The organism is Sphingomonas sp. AC449 (assembly GCF_979253475.1).
The window spans coordinates 256,133-273,531 of sequence record NZ_CEEDCZ010000001.1 but is presented as its reverse complement, the minus strand read 5'-3'; the positions used below and the strand labels follow the sequence as shown (position 1 = coordinate 273,531).

Annotated in this window: 21 protein-coding genes; 5 read left to right on the top strand and 16 right to left on the bottom strand. The window is 65.3% G+C overall.

Annotation, left to right across the window (positions count from 1 at the left end; translation table 11 throughout):
- Positions 1-81: 81 nt before the first annotated feature.
- Complete coding sequence (locus AC0CH3_RS01310; RefSeq protein WP_465237480.1) at positions 82-321, top strand: hypothetical protein; 240 nt, start codon at positions 82-84, stop codon at positions 319-321.
- A 707-nt stretch (positions 322-1,028) separates the two neighbouring features.
- On the opposite strand, the gene AC0CH3_RS01305 is transcribed toward AC0CH3_RS01310, so the two are convergent.
- The 7 genes from AC0CH3_RS01305 to AC0CH3_RS01275 form a co-directional block, all read right to left on the bottom strand.
- Positions 1,029-1,205 carry a hypothetical protein gene (locus AC0CH3_RS01305; protein WP_465237479.1) on the bottom strand — a complete coding sequence of 59 codons (177 nt, stop codon included), beginning with the start codon at positions 1,203-1,205 and terminating at the stop codon, positions 1,029-1,031.
- Positions 1,206-1,882: 677 nt separating this feature from the next.
- Entirely contained in the window at positions 1,883-2,188 is a 306-nt protein-coding gene (locus AC0CH3_RS01300) for a hypothetical protein (RefSeq protein ID WP_465237478.1), read from the bottom strand.
- 16 nt (positions 2,189-2,204) lie between these two features.
- On the bottom strand, positions 2,205-2,456 hold the full coding sequence (locus AC0CH3_RS01295) for a hypothetical protein (protein ID WP_465237477.1): 252 nt from the start codon (positions 2,454-2,456) through the stop codon (positions 2,205-2,207).
- Between the two features lie 275 nt (positions 2,457-2,731).
- Positions 2,732-3,172 (bottom strand): DUF1178 family protein, encoded by a 441-nt coding sequence (locus tag AC0CH3_RS01290; RefSeq protein ID WP_354301505.1) that lies wholly within the window; start codon positions 3,170-3,172, stop codon positions 2,732-2,734.
- Positions 3,169-3,996 carry a carbon-nitrogen hydrolase family protein gene (locus AC0CH3_RS01285; RefSeq protein WP_354301503.1) on the bottom strand — a complete coding sequence of 276 codons (828 nt, stop codon included), beginning with the start codon at positions 3,994-3,996 and terminating at the stop codon, positions 3,169-3,171. The genes AC0CH3_RS01290 and AC0CH3_RS01285 overlap by 4 nt, the downstream gene beginning before the upstream one ends.
- Positions 3,996-4,250 (bottom strand): glutaredoxin 3, encoded by a 255-nt coding sequence (grxC, locus tag AC0CH3_RS01280; protein WP_056016046.1) that lies wholly within the window; start codon positions 4,248-4,250, stop codon positions 3,996-3,998. The genes AC0CH3_RS01285 and grxC overlap by 1 nt, the downstream gene beginning before the upstream one ends.
- A gap of 31 nt (positions 4,251-4,281) precedes the next feature.
- Positions 4,282-5,019, bottom strand: a complete 738-nt coding sequence (locus AC0CH3_RS01275) for a ComF family protein (protein ID WP_354301501.1) — start codon at positions 5,017-5,019, stop codon at positions 4,282-4,284.
- A 41-nt stretch (positions 5,020-5,060) separates the two neighbouring features.
- Between AC0CH3_RS01275 and AC0CH3_RS01270 the strand changes: the two genes are divergently transcribed.
- Positions 5,061-5,942, top strand: coding sequence for a class I SAM-dependent methyltransferase (locus AC0CH3_RS01270; RefSeq protein WP_354301499.1), 882 nt, complete (start codon positions 5,061-5,063; stop codon positions 5,940-5,942).
- A gap of 13 nt (positions 5,943-5,955) precedes the next feature.
- On the opposite strand, the gene AC0CH3_RS01265 is transcribed toward AC0CH3_RS01270, so the two are convergent.
- The 8 genes from AC0CH3_RS01265 to AC0CH3_RS01230 form a co-directional block, all read right to left on the bottom strand.
- Positions 5,956-6,285, bottom strand: coding sequence for a hypothetical protein (locus AC0CH3_RS01265; protein ID WP_354301497.1), 330 nt, complete (start codon positions 6,283-6,285; stop codon positions 5,956-5,958).
- Positions 6,286-7,080 carry a transporter gene (locus AC0CH3_RS01260; protein ID WP_465237476.1) on the bottom strand — a complete coding sequence of 265 codons (795 nt, stop codon included), beginning with the start codon at positions 7,078-7,080 and terminating at the stop codon, positions 6,286-6,288.
- Complete coding sequence (gene xth, locus AC0CH3_RS01255; protein ID WP_354301494.1) at positions 7,077-7,847, bottom strand: exodeoxyribonuclease III; 771 nt, start codon at positions 7,845-7,847, stop codon at positions 7,077-7,079. The genes AC0CH3_RS01260 and xth overlap by 4 nt, the downstream gene beginning before the upstream one ends.
- Before the next feature lie 6 nt (positions 7,848-7,853).
- Positions 7,854-8,192, bottom strand: a complete 339-nt coding sequence (gene erpA / locus AC0CH3_RS01250) for an iron-sulfur cluster insertion protein ErpA (protein WP_056016064.1) — start codon at positions 8,190-8,192, stop codon at positions 7,854-7,856.
- Positions 8,193-8,267: 75 nt separating this feature from the next.
- Complete coding sequence (locus tag AC0CH3_RS01245; RefSeq protein WP_354301491.1) at positions 8,268-9,089, bottom strand: M23 family metallopeptidase; 822 nt, start codon at positions 9,087-9,089, stop codon at positions 8,268-8,270.
- 152 nt (positions 9,090-9,241) lie between these two features.
- The gene (locus AC0CH3_RS01240) at positions 9,242-11,929 is read right to left on the bottom strand and encodes a bifunctional [glutamine synthetase] adenylyltransferase/[glutamine synthetase]-adenylyl-L-tyrosine phosphorylase (RefSeq protein WP_465237475.1); all 2,688 of its coding nucleotides are present in this window, start codon (positions 11,927-11,929) and stop codon (positions 9,242-9,244) included.
- Positions 11,930-12,234: 305 nt separating this feature from the next.
- Positions 12,235-12,888, bottom strand: a complete 654-nt coding sequence (locus tag AC0CH3_RS01235) for a sigma-70 family RNA polymerase sigma factor (protein ID WP_056016074.1) — start codon at positions 12,886-12,888, stop codon at positions 12,235-12,237.
- A 333-nt stretch (positions 12,889-13,221) separates the two neighbouring features.
- Positions 13,222-14,025 carry a response regulator gene (locus tag AC0CH3_RS01230; RefSeq protein ID WP_465237474.1) on the bottom strand — a complete coding sequence of 268 codons (804 nt, stop codon included), beginning with the start codon at positions 14,023-14,025 and terminating at the stop codon, positions 13,222-13,224.
- 269 nt (positions 14,026-14,294) lie between these two features.
- On the opposite strand from AC0CH3_RS01230, the gene AC0CH3_RS01225 reads away from it, so the two are divergent.
- The 3 genes from AC0CH3_RS01225 to AC0CH3_RS01215 all read left to right on the top strand — a co-directional run bounded on the left by AC0CH3_RS01225 (position 14,295) and on the right by AC0CH3_RS01215 (position 16,520).
- The gene (locus AC0CH3_RS01225; RefSeq protein ID WP_156350073.1) at positions 14,295-14,456 is read left to right on the top strand and encodes a NepR family anti-sigma factor; all 162 of its coding nucleotides are present in this window, start codon (positions 14,295-14,297) and stop codon (positions 14,454-14,456) included.
- Positions 14,457-14,467: 11 nt separating this feature from the next.
- Entirely contained in the window at positions 14,468-16,108 is a 1,641-nt protein-coding gene (locus AC0CH3_RS01220; RefSeq protein ID WP_465237473.1) for a sensor histidine kinase, read from the top strand.
- 277 nt (positions 16,109-16,385) lie between these two features.
- On the top strand, positions 16,386-16,520 hold the full coding sequence (locus AC0CH3_RS01215) for an entericidin A/B family lipoprotein (RefSeq protein WP_056016086.1): 135 nt from the start codon (positions 16,386-16,388) through the stop codon (positions 16,518-16,520).
- An 88-nt stretch (positions 16,521-16,608) separates the two neighbouring features.
- Here the strand turns inward: AC0CH3_RS01215 and tatC are convergent, their stop codons facing one another.
- Positions 16,609-17,394: a twin-arginine translocase subunit TatC gene (tatC, locus tag AC0CH3_RS01210; protein ID WP_354301485.1), complete on the bottom strand. Its 786-nt coding sequence runs from the start codon at positions 17,392-17,394 to the stop codon at positions 16,609-16,611.
- Positions 17,395-17,399: the final 5 nt, after the last annotated feature.

Genomic DNA, 17,399 nt, shown 5'->3' with positions numbered 1-17,399 from the left:
TCTCGTTGAGGGAGGCGAGAGTAGATAGCGCAAGATCATCGCGCCATGATATTTGCGGCCGTGGAGGGAAGCAGCCGACGTATGAAACTTTCAATAAGTCGTAAAGCAAACGACCGCTGGGCTGTCGATAGCGCGATGCGCTTCAATGCCCGAAACGAACTAGGAGATCGGGTCACGGTCGATATTCAAAAAGACGATTGGAACGAGATTACACTGGTTTGGTCGGAGGATCCGATAGGGAAACTTGAAGAACTCGCGCGTGACCGCAGAGCACACTGGGGCAACTTTGGCGCCGGCTTAGTGTGGCGTGTCTTCCTTTGACCGCAGCACTTTAGCGGCCGACCCTGTATTACGACAAACAACCGCAGGACCGGGAAGCGTGATTGCTATTCCCCTAGTATGTTTCGGCGTCATCGCCTTCATAATCGCATCATTAGCTGGAAGCCCCGATCACGATCATCGTGGCGCTACCGGACTCCAGCTGACCGTTGCATACACCGGTGCTCTTGCATTGGTCGCGGGGGTGATCGCGCTTGCCACATCTGCCCCCCCAAGTTGCCGATCCTACTCAAACGTCGCCATCGTCGAGGACTGCTGAGTCGGGCTTCGAGATTTGCAGGCATCTAGTTTACGGCGGTGCCCGCGGCACGGTCGCATAGCATCCCTCGCGTCTTATTCGGACGAATAGAATCCAAAACCCAGAGCTCGGTCAGACCCAATCAATGGGGCGATTGTCGTGCAGCATCTCTGTCTGCTGAAATCGAGCTGCTTCGCATGCAGCAAGCAGCTGGTCCGATAGAAACGATGCCGCGGCCACATCAAGCGTGGCAACAAGACCGGGTGCGTCGAGCAGAACATGCCCCTCGACTGCCGTGATGCTGAACGCCTCAGCTCGTAGAGTCTGAATCATTAGGATCCTCCGATCCCTTGGCAACGCTCGTCGAACAGGTTTGCCCCGCCTGCTGCTTTGGCTCAGCATGATTCACGGCCTGTACCCTACCTGATGAGGGAAGGCCGGAGCTCGGGGTTTAGCGGATACTACGCTCGAAATCGTTGAGCACGTACTCATGGGCCTGTGTTAAGGTATAAAACCGGCCACTTGTGAAGTGGATCACCGCCCGCCCATCGGTGCTGACAGATACAAACTCGACGTGGTTGAAGTTCACGGCGATCTTATCGCCTTCCGTCGTGGTGTAGCGTTTCATAGGGGCGTCCTTCTACGTTCGCTGCCCGTTTATCAGATCTGGCCGCAGGAGCAGACCGGTCATCGCCAACGGTCCTTGCTCCGACAATCTGATCAAGGTGCAGCACGTCCAGCCGCGATCCTCACGCGTTCTATTCCGACGAAATTGGGCACGACTTTAGGGCTTAAGCGTCGAGACATAACTCCTCAGCGATTTGTGCCTGATGTTCGTTAAATGCCGCCAGGTCTAAGTGCATGCCGACGATTTCGTCCGCTCTCGCCAATAAGGCTAGCCTGACTTGATCTCGTGCATAGGCATGGAGTGAATCTATCAGTTCTTCACAATCGGTGTCGGCCATCCGGTACGCTATCAGACCTGATCCTTAACGTATCGCCTCCGTACCGAATTTATGATCCGTTCTATCCTGATGAGGAAGGGCCCGAGTTCGGGGTCTAGTACCTGCCTACCTAGTTCCTCGCTTGGCTCGGATTACGATATTCGGCTCGTCCCTTGGGCCGCGACCTACGATCGGCCTCGAGCTGTGGTGAACCGAGACTACCTCGACGACTGTCATTTCGCCGTCTGGCCATACTACGGCCGAATCTCCGGGCCTTGGGCATGCCAAGAACTTATGCACGCCAAGATCTTTGTCGTCCTCGCCGTCGTACAACGAAACCCAAATATCGATCATCTCATCCCTATCTCTTGCCCAGCGGGCGCGCAGCAGCTGCCGGCATAGTTTGCAGATCCGCGTAAGCGCTGACCGTTGCCGCCCCCGCTGCCACGACAGCGGACAGCCCAACAATCGCGGCGCCGACATTCTGGAACGTCGTGAGGGTGATGCCCTTGCGAACAACGACCGGCTTTCCGTCCCAGTGCAGATCACCGTCCGGGCCGACCCCGATGTGCGCGAGCCCGTCCTGTGAGATCGGGCGAACCCCGTTGGGCCAGCCCGGCGGGGTGCTCTCGTTGCTCTGGGCGTGGTGCGCTCGCTGGTCGGTCATCGGCTATACCTAACATCTAGTCGGTGTGGGTCCGGCGCGCCAAGAGAAGGGTTGCGCATTCATAGACGAAGCGCAGGGTTTCCTCGCGCTCTTTGCCAGTGTTGGCGCAGGCGACGATGACATAATCAGGAAGCACCCCGCCGTGCGCGCTTAGGACCTGATGCAACATGTACGCGCTCGTCCGGCCGCCGCTGAAGCTGACGAGGGTCGGTCCATGGCAGAAGTATGGGCTACTCGGATCGGCGGCAGGCCACGCGATCTCGCTCATGCCGCGGACCATGAAGCGCAACCACTTCCCCCTGGTGCAACACGAACCTTGATCCCCCTATGTTCGCCGGAAAGACCGGAACAAACAGGGCTCGCAGCGGCGGAAATCCGCCGTTTCCCCTCATAGCCGACGACATGCGGCCGGTTTCCTAAACCGTAGGCCGCGTGTTCAAATCTCGCCGGGGGCACCAGCTTTCACGACGCATCCGCCCTCGCCGAACGCGATGCCGTGCCTGTACGCCTTAATGAGCCAAGCCGACGGGCGCGATGCGCGTGTCAGTTCACCTTGTTCGGCGGAACCACCGGCAGCAGCAACGGCGCGATGGGCACGCCGTCATCGATCAGCGCGCGCGCTTCGGCGACACTGGCCTCGCCATAGATCGCACCCGACGTCTCTTCGCCCAGATGCATCGCCCGCGCGCGATCGGCGAACCGGTCTCCGACCCATTTGGACGTCTTGAGCGCCTCCGCCTGGAACGCGGCCAGCGCGGTGACGGCGGCCTTTGCGGCCTCTGGCGAGAATTTGACCGACCGCTCGGGCCGGCTGTTGCCCTTGCTCGCGATCGCTGGCGCCATCACCGCCTTGCCCACGTCATGATCGTCGCAGAGCGGACAGCGGACCTGCCCCTTTTCGCGCTGTGCGTCATAGGCTGCGGTCGATCCGAACCAGGCTTCGAACACATGATCCCGGCTGCATTTGAGATCGAAGACGATCATCGAACCACAGTCACGCGCGGGATCGCGCGTCGGTGCGACAGCGCCGGGATCCGCGCGCGGACGTCGTCGAGACGCGCCGGGTCGATGTCGGCGAATTGCAGGCCCGCCGGTTCGCGCATATCGAGGATGACATCGCCCCAGGGGTCGATCACCAGCGAATGCCCATAGGTCGCCCGGCCATCGGCGTGGATACCGGTCTGCGCCGCCGCGACGACGAAGGCCCCCGCTTCGATCGCACGCGCGCGCAACAACACTTCCCAGTGCGCACGGCCGGTCGGCTGCGTAAACGCGGCCGGCACCGACAACAGCGTCGCGCCGGCGTCGCTGAGCGCGCGGTAGAGATCGGGAAACCGCACGTCGTAGCAGATCGATGTCCCCAGCATCCCGGCGGGGGTCTCGACAACCGTCGCCGTCTCGCCGGCAGCATAGGCCGCGGATTCGCGCCAGCTCTCGCCAGTCGGCAGATCGACGTCGAACAGATGGAGCTTGTCGTAGCGCGCGCGGATCGCACCCTCCGCATCGATCACGAACCCGCGATTGGCGAATTTTCCGTTGGTGCGCCGCACCGCGAGCGATCCGAGATGGACCCAGAGGCCAGCCTCTGCCGCCGCCTGCCGCACCGCCAAGAGAACCGCGTCGTCAGCTTCCGTGGTGATCGAGGCCGATCCGCGCGCGCGGTCACGGTCGATCAGCCCCGACATTTCAGGCGTGAACAGCATCGCTGCGCCCCCCGCTGCCGCCGCATGGATCGCACCGACAAGCGTCTCGGCATTGCCGGCGGGATCGATCCCGCTGGTCATCTGAAGGACGCCGATCCTTGGCATCAGGTCAGCAGCGGGTCCAGCCCACCCCTGGCATCCAGTGCCGCCAGGTCGTCGGAGCCGCCGATATGGCGCCCGTCGATGAAGACCTGCGGCATCGTCATGCGACCGCCGGAGCGCTCGACCATCTCTGCCTTTTTCGGGCCGCCCATCGTCACGTCGAACGTTTCGGGCTCGACGCCCTTGGATGCGAGAAGCTTCATCGCCCGCGAGCAATAGGGGCAGAATTGCTTGATGTAGATTTCAACTTTTGCCATATTTCCCACCTGTGGTCTCACCCCTGGCTTGTCAATAATCTCCGGTCTCGGGCAGCACTCTTGCCCAGCACAGGATCGTCACGGACCGCGCACCCGCCGACCGCAGCACGCGCGTGCATGCATCTGTCGTCGCACCGCTCGCACAGACGTCGTCGACGAGCACCACGGCCTTGTCGCGCACGCGTCCCTCCCGGCTGGCCTCGCCGCTGATCGCGAACGCCCCCGCGACGGTCCTTGCCCGCGCGCGGCCGCCTAGCCCTCGCAGCGACAGCGTCTGACGCCGACGCAGCAGCGCATCGTGATCGACCGGCAGGCCCGATCGCGACGCCACGCCCGCCGCGATCAGCCCAGCCTGGTTGAACCCGCGCGACCAGAGCCGCCAGCGATGCAGCGGAACGGGTACGATCAGGTCGGCCCCCTCTGGCAGCAATCGCGCCATCGGCCCCGCCATCGTCTCGGCGAACGCGATACGCCCGCCATATTTCAACCGGAGCGCGAGGCTGCGTGCGACCGGCCCATAGGCCACCGCGGCGCGCAGACCCGCGTGACGCGGCGGATCCGCCAGACAGGCGGCGCACCGCGCGTCGTCGCCGCGATCATGCGCGAACGGCAGGTTGCACGCTGCACACCAGGGCGGGCCGAGGAACCGCAGGCTGTTCCAGCACGTCGCACAGAAACGATGATCGGCCGCGACAGGGATCCCGCATCCGGGGCATCGCGGCGGCAGCGCCAGCCGCGCGGCCGCGCCAATCGGATCGAGCCATCGCACGCACCCTTGTCGTCAAACCATGCACGCGGCACAAGCGCCGCGTGCAAACCCCCGATCCCCACCACGCCGCGCCCGAAATATTCGACCGTGCCGCCCGCCGGACCCGCCGCGACCGCGCGGCACCGGTCTATGGCGATCATGATTTCGTCCGCGCGACGATGCTCGACGGTATCGCCGAGCGACTCGATGCGGTGAAACGCGATTTCGTCGACGTGCTCGATCTCGGCAGCTTCGACGGCGCGTTCGTCCCGCCGCCCGGCGCCCGCGTCGCGCGGTGCGATGCGGGATATGCGTTTGCCGCGGCTCATGGCGGCGTCCAGGCAGACGAGGATCGCCTGCCGTTCGCCGATGCGTCGTTCGATCTGGTGATCAGCGCGGGCGTCCTCGATCAGGTCAACGACCTGCCCGGTGCACTGAGCCTGATCCGCCGCGTGCTGCGGCCCGACGGGCTGTTCCTCGGCGCGTTCGCAGGCGCCGGCAGCCTGCCCGCGTTTCGCGGCGCGCTGCGGATGGCAGAGGCAGAGCGTCCCGCCGCGCGTCTGCATCCGCAGATCGACGTGCGGTCCTCGGGGGATCTCCTAATGCGCGCGGGGTTCGCGCTTCCCGTTGCCGATGTCGAGACACTGAATGTCGGCTACCGCGACGTCGGGCGCCTGCTCGGCGACCTGCGCGGGATGGCGGCATCGAACCTGCTCGCGACACGCACCGCGATGACGCGCAGCACGCTGGTCGCGCTCGCGCAGGCCTTTGGTGCCGCGGGCGACGAGGACGGCCGGACCGCCGAACGGTTCGAGATCGTGTTCCTGACCGGCTGGGCCCCGTCCCCGACGCAGCCAAAGCCCGCGCGCCGCGGCAGTGGGCGAACCTCGCTCACCGAGGCACTGCGCAAGGCGGGTCCGCCGCCGCCGTCTGACCCCGCCTAGCGCGACATGCAGGCTATTCCGGCCTAGCGGGCTTCGATCGGCCGAACGGGATCCTGAGCGACACGACCGCGCCAGACCCCGTCGCTCCGGGCAGCGTGCTCTGGACCGCATGCACATTGCCCTGCCCGCCCCCCGGCAGCCGGAACGTCAGCGGCGCCTCGGGTGCCCGCCGCTGCGGTTCGGGCAGACGGCCAAGCCGCTGGTCGTCGGGGCGACCGCAGACGATGATCTCATCGCCCGGGACGATCTCGGGACACGGGACCGTGGCTGGCGGGGTCTTGCGCGCGATACGGGGGGCCGGTGGGCCGACGACGCCTTGCAGGATCAGCAGCATCGCCAGCATCTAGAATCTCCGCGCAATACCCGCATAGAGACGGGCATCGGGCGTATCATGCGTCAGGCCGACCGCGCCGAACAGGTCGAACTGCAGATCGTCCGTCGCCAGCCAGGCAAGCGACGCCGCCGCCACGGCCTGCGTCGTCACGCCGCCGGGGTCATCGTCGCGCAACGCCTGGACCTCGCCCATCGCGGTCAGCGCCTTGCCGAGCTTGAACGCCAGTCCCGCGGCGCTGCTGAACGCGACGTGGCGACCGTGGCCATCATCGTCGACCGCGGCATCGACCTCGGGGGTCAGATCGACCGAGACGCTGTCGCTGATCTCATAGGTAACCGGCAGCAGCATGCCGCCGCCCCAGTCACCATCGCCGATCGGCCGGCGCCCGACGGGCAAGCTCACGAACGGCAGAAGCGCGATCGCCAGACCACTGCCGTCCGGATCGCGCAGATTGGCCTTCATCCCGAGCGATACGTCGCCGACACGATTGGCGGACTCAACCGCCGCCCCATCGCGCGCCCGGTCATGGCCGAACGGCGTGAACCCAAGCCTGGCCTCGATCGTGTCCGATACACCGAGCCGTACCAGCGTATCACCGACCAGCACATTGTCCTCACGCGCGCCGGACTGATCATCGCGCGTCCAGTCGGCGATCGACGTCTCGACCGACACGCGGCCCTTTGCCATCGTACACGCCGGCGTATCGATCCCCGGACGTTCGGGGCAATAGGGCCGGTCCTGCGCGAAGGCGGGCGAACTCCCCGCGATAACGATCGCAGCCGCCAGCAGCGGCAGCAGTCTCACCGTAACCGAACCCAAGTCGGTGCGTGGTCGCTGGCCTTGTCGCGGCCGCGATAGGCCTTGTCGACGCCGGCATCGATCATCCGGTCCGCCGCCTGCGGGCTAAGCAGCAGATGGTCGATACGGAACCCCGCATCGCGTTGCCACGCTCCCGCCTGATAGTCCCAGAACGTCCAGACGCCACCCTTGGGGAACTGCGTCCGGAGCGCATCGGTCCAGCCCTGCCCGACCAGCGCGCGATAGCGTTCACGGCTTTCGGGCTGCATCAGCGCATCGTCCTGCATCGCGCGTACCGAATAGGTGTCGTCGTCGTTCGCGATGACATTATAATCGCCGGCGAGGACCGCGGGCACCTCTTCCGCGAGCAGCACGCGCGCGCGCGCCGCCAGCCGGTCCATCCAGCGCAGCTTATAGTCGAATTTCGGCCCCGGCTGCGGATTGCCATTCGGCAAATACAGCGCGGCGACGACGATCCCGCCTGTCTCTGCCTCGATGTACCGGCTGTGTTCGTCCTCGGGCTCGCCGTCCAGTCCGCGCTGGCGCACTACGGGCGTCGCGCCCTTTGCGAGGATCGCGACGCCGTTCCACGCCTTCTGCCCGTGCCAGACAGCGCCGTAGCCCGCCGCCTCGATCTCGGCGACCGGGAACGTCTCGTCGCTCGACTTGAGTTCCTGGAGGCACACGATGTCGGGCTGGTCTTCGGTCAGATACTCGATCAGCCTTGGCAACCGCGCCTTGATGCCGTTGACGTTATAGGTGACGATCTTCACGCGACATCAAACCGAAAAGCTGGAGCCACAGCCGCATCCCGATGCGGCGTTCGGATTCTCGACCTTGAAGGCCGCACCGGCGAGCGATTCGACATAATCGACCGCGCAGCCACGGACCAGATCGATGCTGACCGCATCGACGACCAATCGGACGCCGTCGGTCACGGCGATCACGTCATCCGCGTCGATGTCGTCTGCAAACCCGAATTTATACTGGAATCCGGAGCATCCGCCGCCGTCCACCGAAAGGCGAAGGATCGCGGGCTTACCCTGCTTGGTGGCGATCGCAGCGACGCGCGCCGCCGCGGAAGGGGTCAGGATGATGTCGGGTGCAAGCGTTGCCATGCACCCGAGATAGGCGGTCGGCAGGACCGCGGCAACCTAAGTAAACCTATCCGCCGCCTCGATGTGCCGAAGCGCTCAGTCCTGTGCGGCAGGACCGCTCGTCGAAACCGGGATCGCGCCGACCGACCGGTCCTGCGCGGCGAGCAGATAGTCTGCCGTGGTCAGGAACGGGATCGGGTTGACCGCATGGCCATCGATCCGGACTTCGTAATGCAGATGCGGACCGGTCGAACGCCCTGTCGATCCCATCAGCGCGATCAGCTGCCCGCGCGTCACGCGGACATTGTCGCCCACCAGGATCTTCGACAGATGGCCATAGCGCGTGGCGATGCCCTTGCCGTGGTTCAGCTCGACCAGATTGCCATAGCCGCCCTGGCGACCGGCGTGCGAAACGATGCCATCCGCGGTCGCATAGATCGGCGTGCCGACCGGACCGGGAATGTCGACGCCGGCGTGCATCGCGGCCGTGCCGCGGAACGGGTCCGAGCGGATGCCGAAATTGCTCGTGAACGACAGCAGGTGAACCGGCTGGACCGACGGGATCGCGATCACGCCCTGCTGCAGCGTGTCGGCCTTCTTCCAGGTCTGGAAGAGCGTGCGGAACTGTGAGTCGGCGCGGAGATCGGCGAGTGTCTCGGGGCTGTCGGCGGGGGCAAGCGGCCCACCCATCGCAACCCGGGTCGCATGCGCGGTGGTCTTCGTGGCGGGCGAACCGTCTGCGGCCTGCGCGGTGCCGTAAGCGGGGAGGCCGAAAGCGACGGCGCCAATCGCGAGGATCGTGACGTGACGCTTGATGTTACCCACAGCCTTGGAAGCGAACGCTGCAGCGGTACCGGTGATGTTGACCATTAGTCCCCGACAGATATCGAGCGCGGATCCTTCGGGACCCGGCGCCAAGGCAATGTCTCTGATCGCAGCCCCTCCGCGCTCCAGACCGTGCTTTTAGGGCCGATGCCGCCGCGTTAAGCAAGTCCGGCGCCGCGATGTCGGGGCAGACCGGGAGCCGCGCACGGCGAACCGTTGAAACCTTCGCCGGGCCGCAACTCACCTCACGCGGTGATCTTGCCCCAGAATCGCATCACGTCGGCACAGACCTGCTCGAGCGCCGCCGCCACGCCGCCCCAGTCCGACACCGCGAGCGCGCGCGCGATGACCGCCTGCGTCGCGTCACCCGGAAGCACCGCATCGGGCGCGACGAGGCGTAGCGTCACCAGCAACCGCGTCAGCACGTCGTGCGCCTCGAGCATCGACGCAGGCATGGCCTGCTCGTCGACCAGACGCGCGATCGCGGTCCGCAGATTGGGATCGAACCCCGATTTGCGGGTCAACTGGACGACGTGGGTCGCGAATTCGAGATCGACCAGCCCCCCGGGCAACAGCTTGGCGTCCAGCGGTCCCTGGGGCGGCTTGTGCGCGGCCATCTTTGCCCGCATCTCGCGCGCGTCGCTCACGATGTCGTGCGCGACGCGGTCCCCCAACAGCACGGCCGCGATCACGTCGGTGACCGCAGCCCGCGCCGCCGGCGAGCCGAACACTGCGCGCGCGCGGGTCAGCGCCATATGCTCCCACGTCCACGCCTCGTCCTGCTGATAGCGGCGGAAGCTGTCGAGCGACACGACCAGCGGGCCATTGCCCCCCATGGGGCGCAACCGCGTATCGATCTGATAAAGCGGCCCCGCCGCGGTCGGGACCGACAATGCGGCCGTGATCCGCTGCGCGAGCCGATTGTAATAGAGCGACGCACCAAGCGGCTTTGCGCCATCGGACTCTGCGTTGAAGTCGCCGGTGAACAAATAGACGAGGTCGAGGTCGGACGCATGCGTCAGCATCGCGCCCCCCATCCGCCCCAGCGCGACGATGACGAGCTCGCTCCCTGCGACACGACCATGCGTCGCGACGAACGCCGCGACCGTCGCGCTCGCCAGAACGTCGATCGCAGCCTCCGCGACGCGCGCATAGCCTGACGCGACGTCGAGCGGGTCGGACGTCCCCGCGACGATCTGCACGCCCAGCGCGAACCGCATCTCGCCCGCGGTCCGCCGGACGTGATCGAGCAGCGCCTGATAGTCGCCATCGGTATCACCGCCGTGCATCGACGCCTTGAGCGTCTCGAGATCGGCGACGGGCATCAGCGCGCTCGCATCGATCAGCCCGTCGAGCAGGTTCGCGCGGCGTCCCAGTTCATCCGCCAGCGTCGGCGCATGGCTGAGGATCGTGACCAGCAGCCTCGCCAGAGGGGGCCGTGCGTGGAGCAGGCGGAAAATGTTGATCGCACTCGGCAACCGCTCGATCATCGCATCGAGCCGCATGAGCGCCTGCTGCGGCTCGGGGGCCGTCGCAAGTGCCGGGATCAGCGTTGGCAGCACCTGTTCGAGCGCCTCCTGTGCGGCCGCACTTCGCAGCGCCGGATAGGCACCGCCACGCCACGCATCGATCCGTCGCCGCGCGGCATCGGGATCGGCGAAGCCCGCGTCGACGAGATTGGCCTCGAGCCCGCGCGGATCGTGCGGCAGCCCCGCGGCGGCATCGTCGTCGAGCGCGTCGTAGATTCGCCCCGTCGACGCGACATGCGGCGCGATCTCCGCAAGCAGCGCGGCACCGTTCTCCGCCCCGTGAAGCCATGCCAGCCGGTCGAGCGACTCGCCTTCGGGCAGACGATGAGTCTGGCGATCGTCGACCATCTGCACGCGGTGCTCGATCGTCCGCAACAACGTATAGCTCGCGCTCAGCGCCCCCGCCTCGTCGCGCCCGATCCATCCGGCATCGGCGAGCCGGGCGAGCGCGGTCCGCGTCGCGGGCGCCCGCAACGCGGGATCTCGCCCGCCGTGGATCAGCTGGTGGATCTGCGCAAAGAACTCCGCCTCGCGGATCCCGCCACGCCCGCGCTTGAGATCATAGCCCGCGCCGAACGCCTGCCCCTGCGCATAATGGTCACGGATGCGACGCGAGATGCCGCGAAGCTCGCGTATCGCGCCAAAATCGAGCGCCCGGCGCCAGACGAACGGGCGGATCGTGTCGAGGAACGCGCTGCCCAGCGCGATATCGCCCGCGGCGGCGCGCGCGCGAATGAACGCCGCGCGCTCCCACGGCAGCGCCTGAGCCTCGTAATAGCTGATCGCGGCCGACACGGGCAACGCGATCGGGGTGATCTCGGGCGATGGCCGCAATCGCAGGTCGACGCGGAGCACATAGCCATCGCCGTCGCGCGCCTGGAGCAATTCGACGACGCGCCGCGCTATCCGCACCGCGGCGACGTCGGGTGTCTCGGTGCCCCGAACGGGCAGCGTGCCGGGATCGTAGAGCAGGATCGGATCAATATCCGACGAATAATTGAGTTCGCCGCTGCCCTGTTTGCCGAGCGCGATCGCGACGAAACCGCGGACTTCGGCGTCCGGTGTCCGTTCCCGGATCGCGGTGCAGATCGCGGTATCGAGCGCGTGATCGGCAAACCGCGTCAGCGCCGTCGTGACCGCGCCGAGGTCCAGCACCCCCGCCAGATCGCCAACCGCGACCTTGAGCGCCAGCGCACGCCGCTGCAGTCGCAACTGGCGACCAACGGAGACGTCATCGGCAAATGTCTGGTGAGCCAGGTCGAGGCGGCCGTTCGCCAGATCCTCGGCGACAGCCGGCTCGCGAGTGAGGATCATCGCCAGAAACGGCGACCAGCGTCGTGCCCGATCAAGCGCGTCCGCGAGCTGCCCTACCGGATACGTCGCTGGCTCAGGATCCCGGATCATCGCGCACCCCGCAAAAGGCAAGTAAAGTCAAGTCAAAATGCAACGAAGAGCGTGGCTCATCGTTATGGACGCATGACCTACGAACCTCAAATCTCGCGCGGCGTCGAGGATGGCGGCCGCGTCATACGCGCTCCCCGTCGCACCGATGCGATCGGGGCCTCCTTGTGCCGCGTCTACGGTCGTCCGTCGACCATGCCCCGGGACTTCGCCGCGCTTCTCGACCAACTCGACGACGCGCCGCACCGCGCGCACTAGAGATCGAGAAACGTCGGATCGACCGATACCCGACCTATCCGACAAACAGATTAACGGCCGCGGCTCAAATGCTCGACATCACCCATGATCGAGTCGAGCGCGCTTTTGCTCGCATCGGTCTCGTGATCACGGCGTGAGGGAAGCGACCCGTCGGTCAGAATGGTTTCGAGCGCAACGCGACCACGTGCGACACGGCTCTTGATCGTGCCGACCGCGACGTTGCAGATCTCCGCCGCCTCTTCATACGCGAAGCCACCGGCGCCGACGAGAATGAGCGCCTCACGCTGCGGCTGTGGCAGATGCATGAGCGCACGCTGCATGTCGCCCAGTTCGACGTGACGATCCTGGCTGGCGGGTGCCGCGAGGATACGGTCCGCGACCAGATCATCCCATTCGCCCTTGAAGCGCGCGCGACGCATCTGCGACAGATACAGGTTGCGCAGGATGATGAACGTCCAAGCGCGCATGTTCGTGCCGGCCTGGAAACGCAGACGTGCGGCCCATGCCTTCAACAGCGTTTCCTGGACAAGATCATCGGCAAGATCGCGGCTGCCAGACAGCGAACGCCCGAACGCGCGAAGATGCGGAATCACCTGTGCGAGCTGAACCTTGAACTCGGCATCCGAAAGCGAAACGTGCTCGAGCGGCGCGACTTCGGCCTCACCGGCGTCGACCTCGTCGTCACGCTGAGCAGACTGTATCATGTAATTCCGATCGTCTCGTTAGGACGACTGTGCCCGAAAGCCAGCCGCCATGGCAGCACGGATCGGCAAACACCGCCCCGCACCTGTCGTCATATGCTATCGAATGACCAGAAAAGCAAAGATCGCAATGACAAGGACGAGGGATATCGCGAGGATATACCGCGTCATGTGCGGCGTTGCGCCTGCGCGAGCGTCTTCGCCATCGACATGGATCGGTTCGTTTGGATCAGCCATTTCGGTCAAACGACCAGGGACCGTTTTGGGTCCGTAACCTTCGAAACTTATCGAACGGCACGACCTCTCGGGGCCATGCCGCTCGATGAAAGCGCCAGCTTAGAGGCCGGGAACAGTCGCCTGGTCAAAGAACAGCGCCTGGCTGATCGCAGCCTTCACGGTCGACCGCTGGAACGGCTTGGTGATCAGGAACGTCGGCTCCGGCCGCTCGCCCGTCAGGAGCCGCTCGGGGAACGCGGTGATGAAGATCACCGGAACCTCGAACTCGGCGAGGATGTCCTTCACCGCATCGATGCCCGAGCTGTCGTCCGCCAGCTGGATGTCTGCCAGCACGAGGCCGGGACGCTCTTCCATCGCCAGCGCGACCGCCTCGTCGCGCGTCACTGCAACGCCCGTCACTTCGTGACCCAGATCACGGACAATCGTCTCGATATCCATCGCGATGATCGGCTCGTCCTCGATGATCAGCACGCGTGCACGCGTCTGGTTCTCGATCTCGGCAAGCGCCTCGGTGACCAGTTCCTCGACTTCGCTCGGCTCGACGTCGATCAAATACGCCGCGTCCTCGGGCGTGAAGCCCTCCATCGCGGTCAGCAACAAGGCCTGACGCGACAACGGCGTCATCCGCGACATGCGGGCACGGGCGACCGCCGCTTGGCCGTCCATGTCACCGGGGCCTTCGTCGGCGACTTCGTCATAATTGGCCGAGGCCCAGATCGCCTGGAACATCCGGTACAGGCCGAGACGAGGGTCGACGTCCTTGGGAAATTCTTCCGGTGCCGCGACGATGGCCTCCAACGTCGCGCGCACATATTTGTCGCCATGACTCTGACTGCCGGTCAGAGCCCGGCCGTAGCGCCGCAAAAAAGGAAGATGCGGGGCAAGTTGCTGTCCAAGCGACATGGGTATTGGTAACTCCCTGATCGGTACGACGCCCCGACTGGAACGCCGCCATTGTAATGCGCCACGAGCCTTCGTCCGTCGCAATCTCGTCCGGGTTGTGCCCTTTCGTAACGACGGTGTCGATTTTTCGCTCGAACGGGGAACCATCGAGAGGCTATTTGGTTTCACGAACAATATTACGAGTGTGTGCCTGTCGCGTCGCGTCCGGTGCGCATTCGCCATCACATGCTCGCCAACGTAACGTGCGTCGTGCAGGGGGAAGTTTGAGTTTGGGCCACGACACGCAACAGAAGACCCCGGCAAGCAAGACGCCCCGTTCCACCGCCGACAAGGATCGGCAGATGGGCAGCGCCTTGCGCTCGGTCTATCAGAAAACCGTTGAAGAGGCCGTTCCGGACGAGTTTCTCGCGCTGCTCGGCAAGCTAGACTGACGGCGGGCCGGATGGCCTCGCCCTCATCGCCACCGCGTTTCGAATCCCCGGCCGCCCCTGACCTTGATGGGGGCGATCTCCCCGCTCCCGCTCCACGACAGCGCTCGGCCTTGTCCGCATCGCTGGGACGATTGCCGACGGGGGCGAAGCTTTTCCTGATCCTCAGCGCGGCATTGCTGCCGCTGGCGCTGATCGCGGTGTTCGCCACGCTCCAGACGACGCGTGTCGTCGACGCCGAGGCGCGCGCACGCCTGCGCGTTGCCGCAGCCGAAAGCGCGCGCGCGATCGCGATCGAACTCATCGGCGACATGACCGCGCTGCGCGTCGCGGTAAACGCCCTGGGCTCAGACCCCGCCGACGCGCCGAGTTGCGCCCGCGCACAGGGGGTCTTCGCGCAGCAATCCTCCGCGGGGACCCGTTTCGTCATCACCGACCGCGCCGGCCGCGTGCTCTGTGGCCAGGCGCTTCCCGATCCGGTCGCGCTGAACGCAGTGTCGAACCCGGTCGAGGCCGCGATCCTGCCCGACCGCGGACTCGTGCTTGCGATCACCGGGCCCGGCGGCGACACCTCGGCGCGTGCCTATTTTCCCCGGATGTTTCTCGAACGGATAGGCCGCCCGTCGACCAACACGCTCGATTTCAGCAGCGCGCTCGTGCTTGGCCAGGACGCGCTGCGGCTCGAGATGATTTCGGACGAGGCACCGCTCGACCGCATGGAAACGATGCGCACCGATCTCGGCGTCGCGGGACTGGCGCTGCGCACCAGCGTCCGCAGCGCGCCAATCACCTCGTCGCTGGTCATCGCGATGCTGCTTCCGCTGCTGATGTGGGCGGCGGCGGCGGGGATCGGCTGGTTCGTCGTTGACCGCCTGCTGATCCGCCCGTTGCGCCAGCTTCGCGCAGCCGTCGCAGCCTATGTCCCCGGCGAGGTCATCGATACGGGCACGGTGCGCGCGCTGCCGGCGCAGGAGATCCGTGAACTTGGCGACACGTTCCAGTCGATCAGCCAGACGGTTGCGGCGCACGAGGCCGGGCTCGCGGCAGGGCTCGTCCGGCAGACCAAGCTGACGCGCGAGGTCCACCACCGGGTCAAGAACAACCTCCAGGTCATCTCCAGCCTGATCAATTTCCACGCCCGCAGCGCACGCAGCGACGACGCAACCGATGCCTATTCCTCGATCCAGCGCCGCGTCGATGCGCTGGCGGTGGTTCACCGGAACCACTTCGCCGAACTCGAGGAAAACCGTGGGCTGAACCTCAGGACGATGCTGGGCGAATTGTCGTCGAACATCCGCGCCACCGCCTCCAGCCGGTCGCACGGGCTCGGCATCACGCTCGACGTCGATCCCTATCTCGTCAACCAGGACGTCGCGGTCGCGGTGGCGTTCCTCGCCACAGAGACGATCGAGCTGGCGATGAGCTGCGATCCGGCGGCGCAGATCCGGGTCTCGATCAAGCCCGGCGACGATCCGAACCGCGCCGTGCTCCGCGTCATTTCGCGTGCGCTGATCGAGAGCGATGCGCTCCGCGAGGCGTCGCAGCGTTATGGCCGCGTCATGGAGGGGTTGTCGCGCCAGCTGCGATCCGCGCTTCACCACGACCCGCTGGTGGGCGCCTACGAGATCGCATTCGCAGTGATCGGACGCGACTGAAGACGCTAAATCCGGCGCCTTAAAAAATTCCTCACGACCGCCGGAACCGACGACCACCGCCGCCGTTCTACACTTCGGATAGCGACATTATGCCCCCCCGCTCTCGCTATCCAAGTCATAGGCCCGGAAGTATCACCCTCCCCCCCCCCGGTGATGCTTCCGGGCCTTTATCGTACAGGGTCATGTCGCGGCATTTGTCTGGTTCCGGCGTCGGAACGAAAATGCAGCCCGGACATTTGACCTGTCGGTGGCATCAAGCCCGTCTAGGAGGAATATCATGCGTAAGTTGGTTGGATTGGCGATTGTTGCCAGTGCTCTGGTCGTGTCGGCATGCAACACGGTCGAAGGCGCGGGCAAGGACGTGAGTTCGGCGGGCCGCACCGTTGCGAAGACCGCGAGCGACGCCAAGTAAGCCTTTGCGCTTAAAACGAAACGGGGCCCGGTGCACATGCACCGGGCCCCGTTTTTGTTTGCCTGGGGACACCGCGCGCGACGCGCGGTCAGGGAACGAGATCGGTGCTTTCCTCATCCGCCTCAAGCGCCTTGGCCTTCTCGCGGCTCCGCTCGGTGAACCATATCCCGATAAGCGCGAATTCGTACAGGATGACGAGCGGGATCGCGAGCAGCAGCTGCGAGCCGATGTCCGGTGGGGTCAGCACGGCGGCGATCGCGAAGGCCGCAACGATCGCATAGCGGCGCGCGCCGACGAGCTGCTGACGCGTCACGATGCCCGCACGCTCGAGCAGCATCAGCAGGACGGGCAGCAGGAATGCGAGGCCAAAGCCGAACAGGAACTGCATCGTGAACGACAGGTAATGGCCGATCGCGGGCAGCGCCTCGCGCTTCACGCCGCCAACGACACCGTCGAACCCCAGCAGGAAGTGCAACGCCATCGGAATCGCGATGTAATACGCCATCGCGGCGCCCGTTAGGAACAGCACCGGCGTCGCGAGGATGAACGGCAGCAGCGCACGCTTCTCCTTCTTGTACAGACCCGGTGCAACGAACTGCCACAGCTGGTTCGCAATGACCGGGAACGACAGCATCATCGCGGCAAAGAACGCGACCTTCACCTGGACGAAGAACGCCTCGAAAATCTCGGTGTAGATCACCGTGTCCTGCCCCGCCGCGAGCAGCGGATGGACGAGGAACCCGAAAATATCCTCGGCGAAATACATCGCGATGCCAAACGTCACCACCAGCGCGGCGATGCAGTAGAGCAGCCGTCGACGCAGCTCGATCAGATGGTCGAGCAAAGGCGCCCGGCTTTCGTCGATTTCACTCATGCGGT

Coding starts and splice junctions, on each gene's coding strand:
- AC0CH3_RS01310 (WP_465237480.1), top strand. CDS start 82: ATGAAACTTTCAATAAGTCGTAAAGCAAACGACCGCTGGGCTGTCGAT.
- AC0CH3_RS01305 (WP_465237479.1), bottom strand. CDS start 1,205: ATGAAACGCTACACCACGACGGAAGGCGATAAGATCGCCGTGAACTTC.
- AC0CH3_RS01300 (WP_465237478.1), bottom strand. CDS start 2,188: ATGACCGACCAGCGAGCGCACCACGCCCAGAGCAACGAGAGCACCCCG.
- AC0CH3_RS01295 (WP_465237477.1), bottom strand. CDS start 2,456: ATGAGCGAGATCGCGTGGCCTGCCGCCGATCCGAGTAGCCCATACTTC.
- AC0CH3_RS01290 (WP_354301505.1), bottom strand. CDS start 3,172: ATGATCGTCTTCGATCTCAAATGCAGCCGGGATCATGTGTTCGAAGCC.
- AC0CH3_RS01285 (WP_354301503.1), bottom strand. CDS start 3,996: ATGCCAAGGATCGGCGTCCTTCAGATGACCAGCGGGATCGATCCCGCC.
- grxC (WP_056016046.1), bottom strand. CDS start 4,250: ATGGCAAAAGTTGAAATCTACATCAAGCAATTCTGCCCCTATTGCTCG.
- AC0CH3_RS01265 (WP_354301497.1), bottom strand. CDS start 6,285: ATGCTGGCGATGCTGCTGATCCTGCAAGGCGTCGTCGGCCCACCGGCC.
- erpA (WP_056016064.1), bottom strand. CDS start 8,192: ATGGCAACGCTTGCACCCGACATCATCCTGACCCCTTCCGCGGCGGCG.
- AC0CH3_RS01240 (WP_465237475.1), bottom strand. CDS start 11,929: ATGATCCGGGATCCTGAGCCAGCGACGTATCCGGTAGGGCAGCTCGCG.
- AC0CH3_RS01235 (WP_056016074.1), bottom strand. CDS start 12,888: ATGATACAGTCTGCTCAGCGTGACGACGAGGTCGACGCCGGTGAGGCC.
- AC0CH3_RS01230 (WP_465237474.1), bottom strand. CDS start 14,025: ATGTCGCTTGGACAGCAACTTGCCCCGCATCTTCCTTTTTTGCGGCGC.
- AC0CH3_RS01220 (WP_465237473.1), top strand. CDS start 14,468: ATGGCCTCGCCCTCATCGCCACCGCGTTTCGAATCCCCGGCCGCCCCT.
- AC0CH3_RS01215 (WP_056016086.1), top strand. CDS start 16,386: ATGCGTAAGTTGGTTGGATTGGCGATTGTTGCCAGTGCTCTGGTCGTG.
- tatC (WP_354301485.1), bottom strand. CDS start 17,394: ATGAGTGAAATCGACGAAAGCCGGGCGCCTTTGCTCGACCATCTGATC.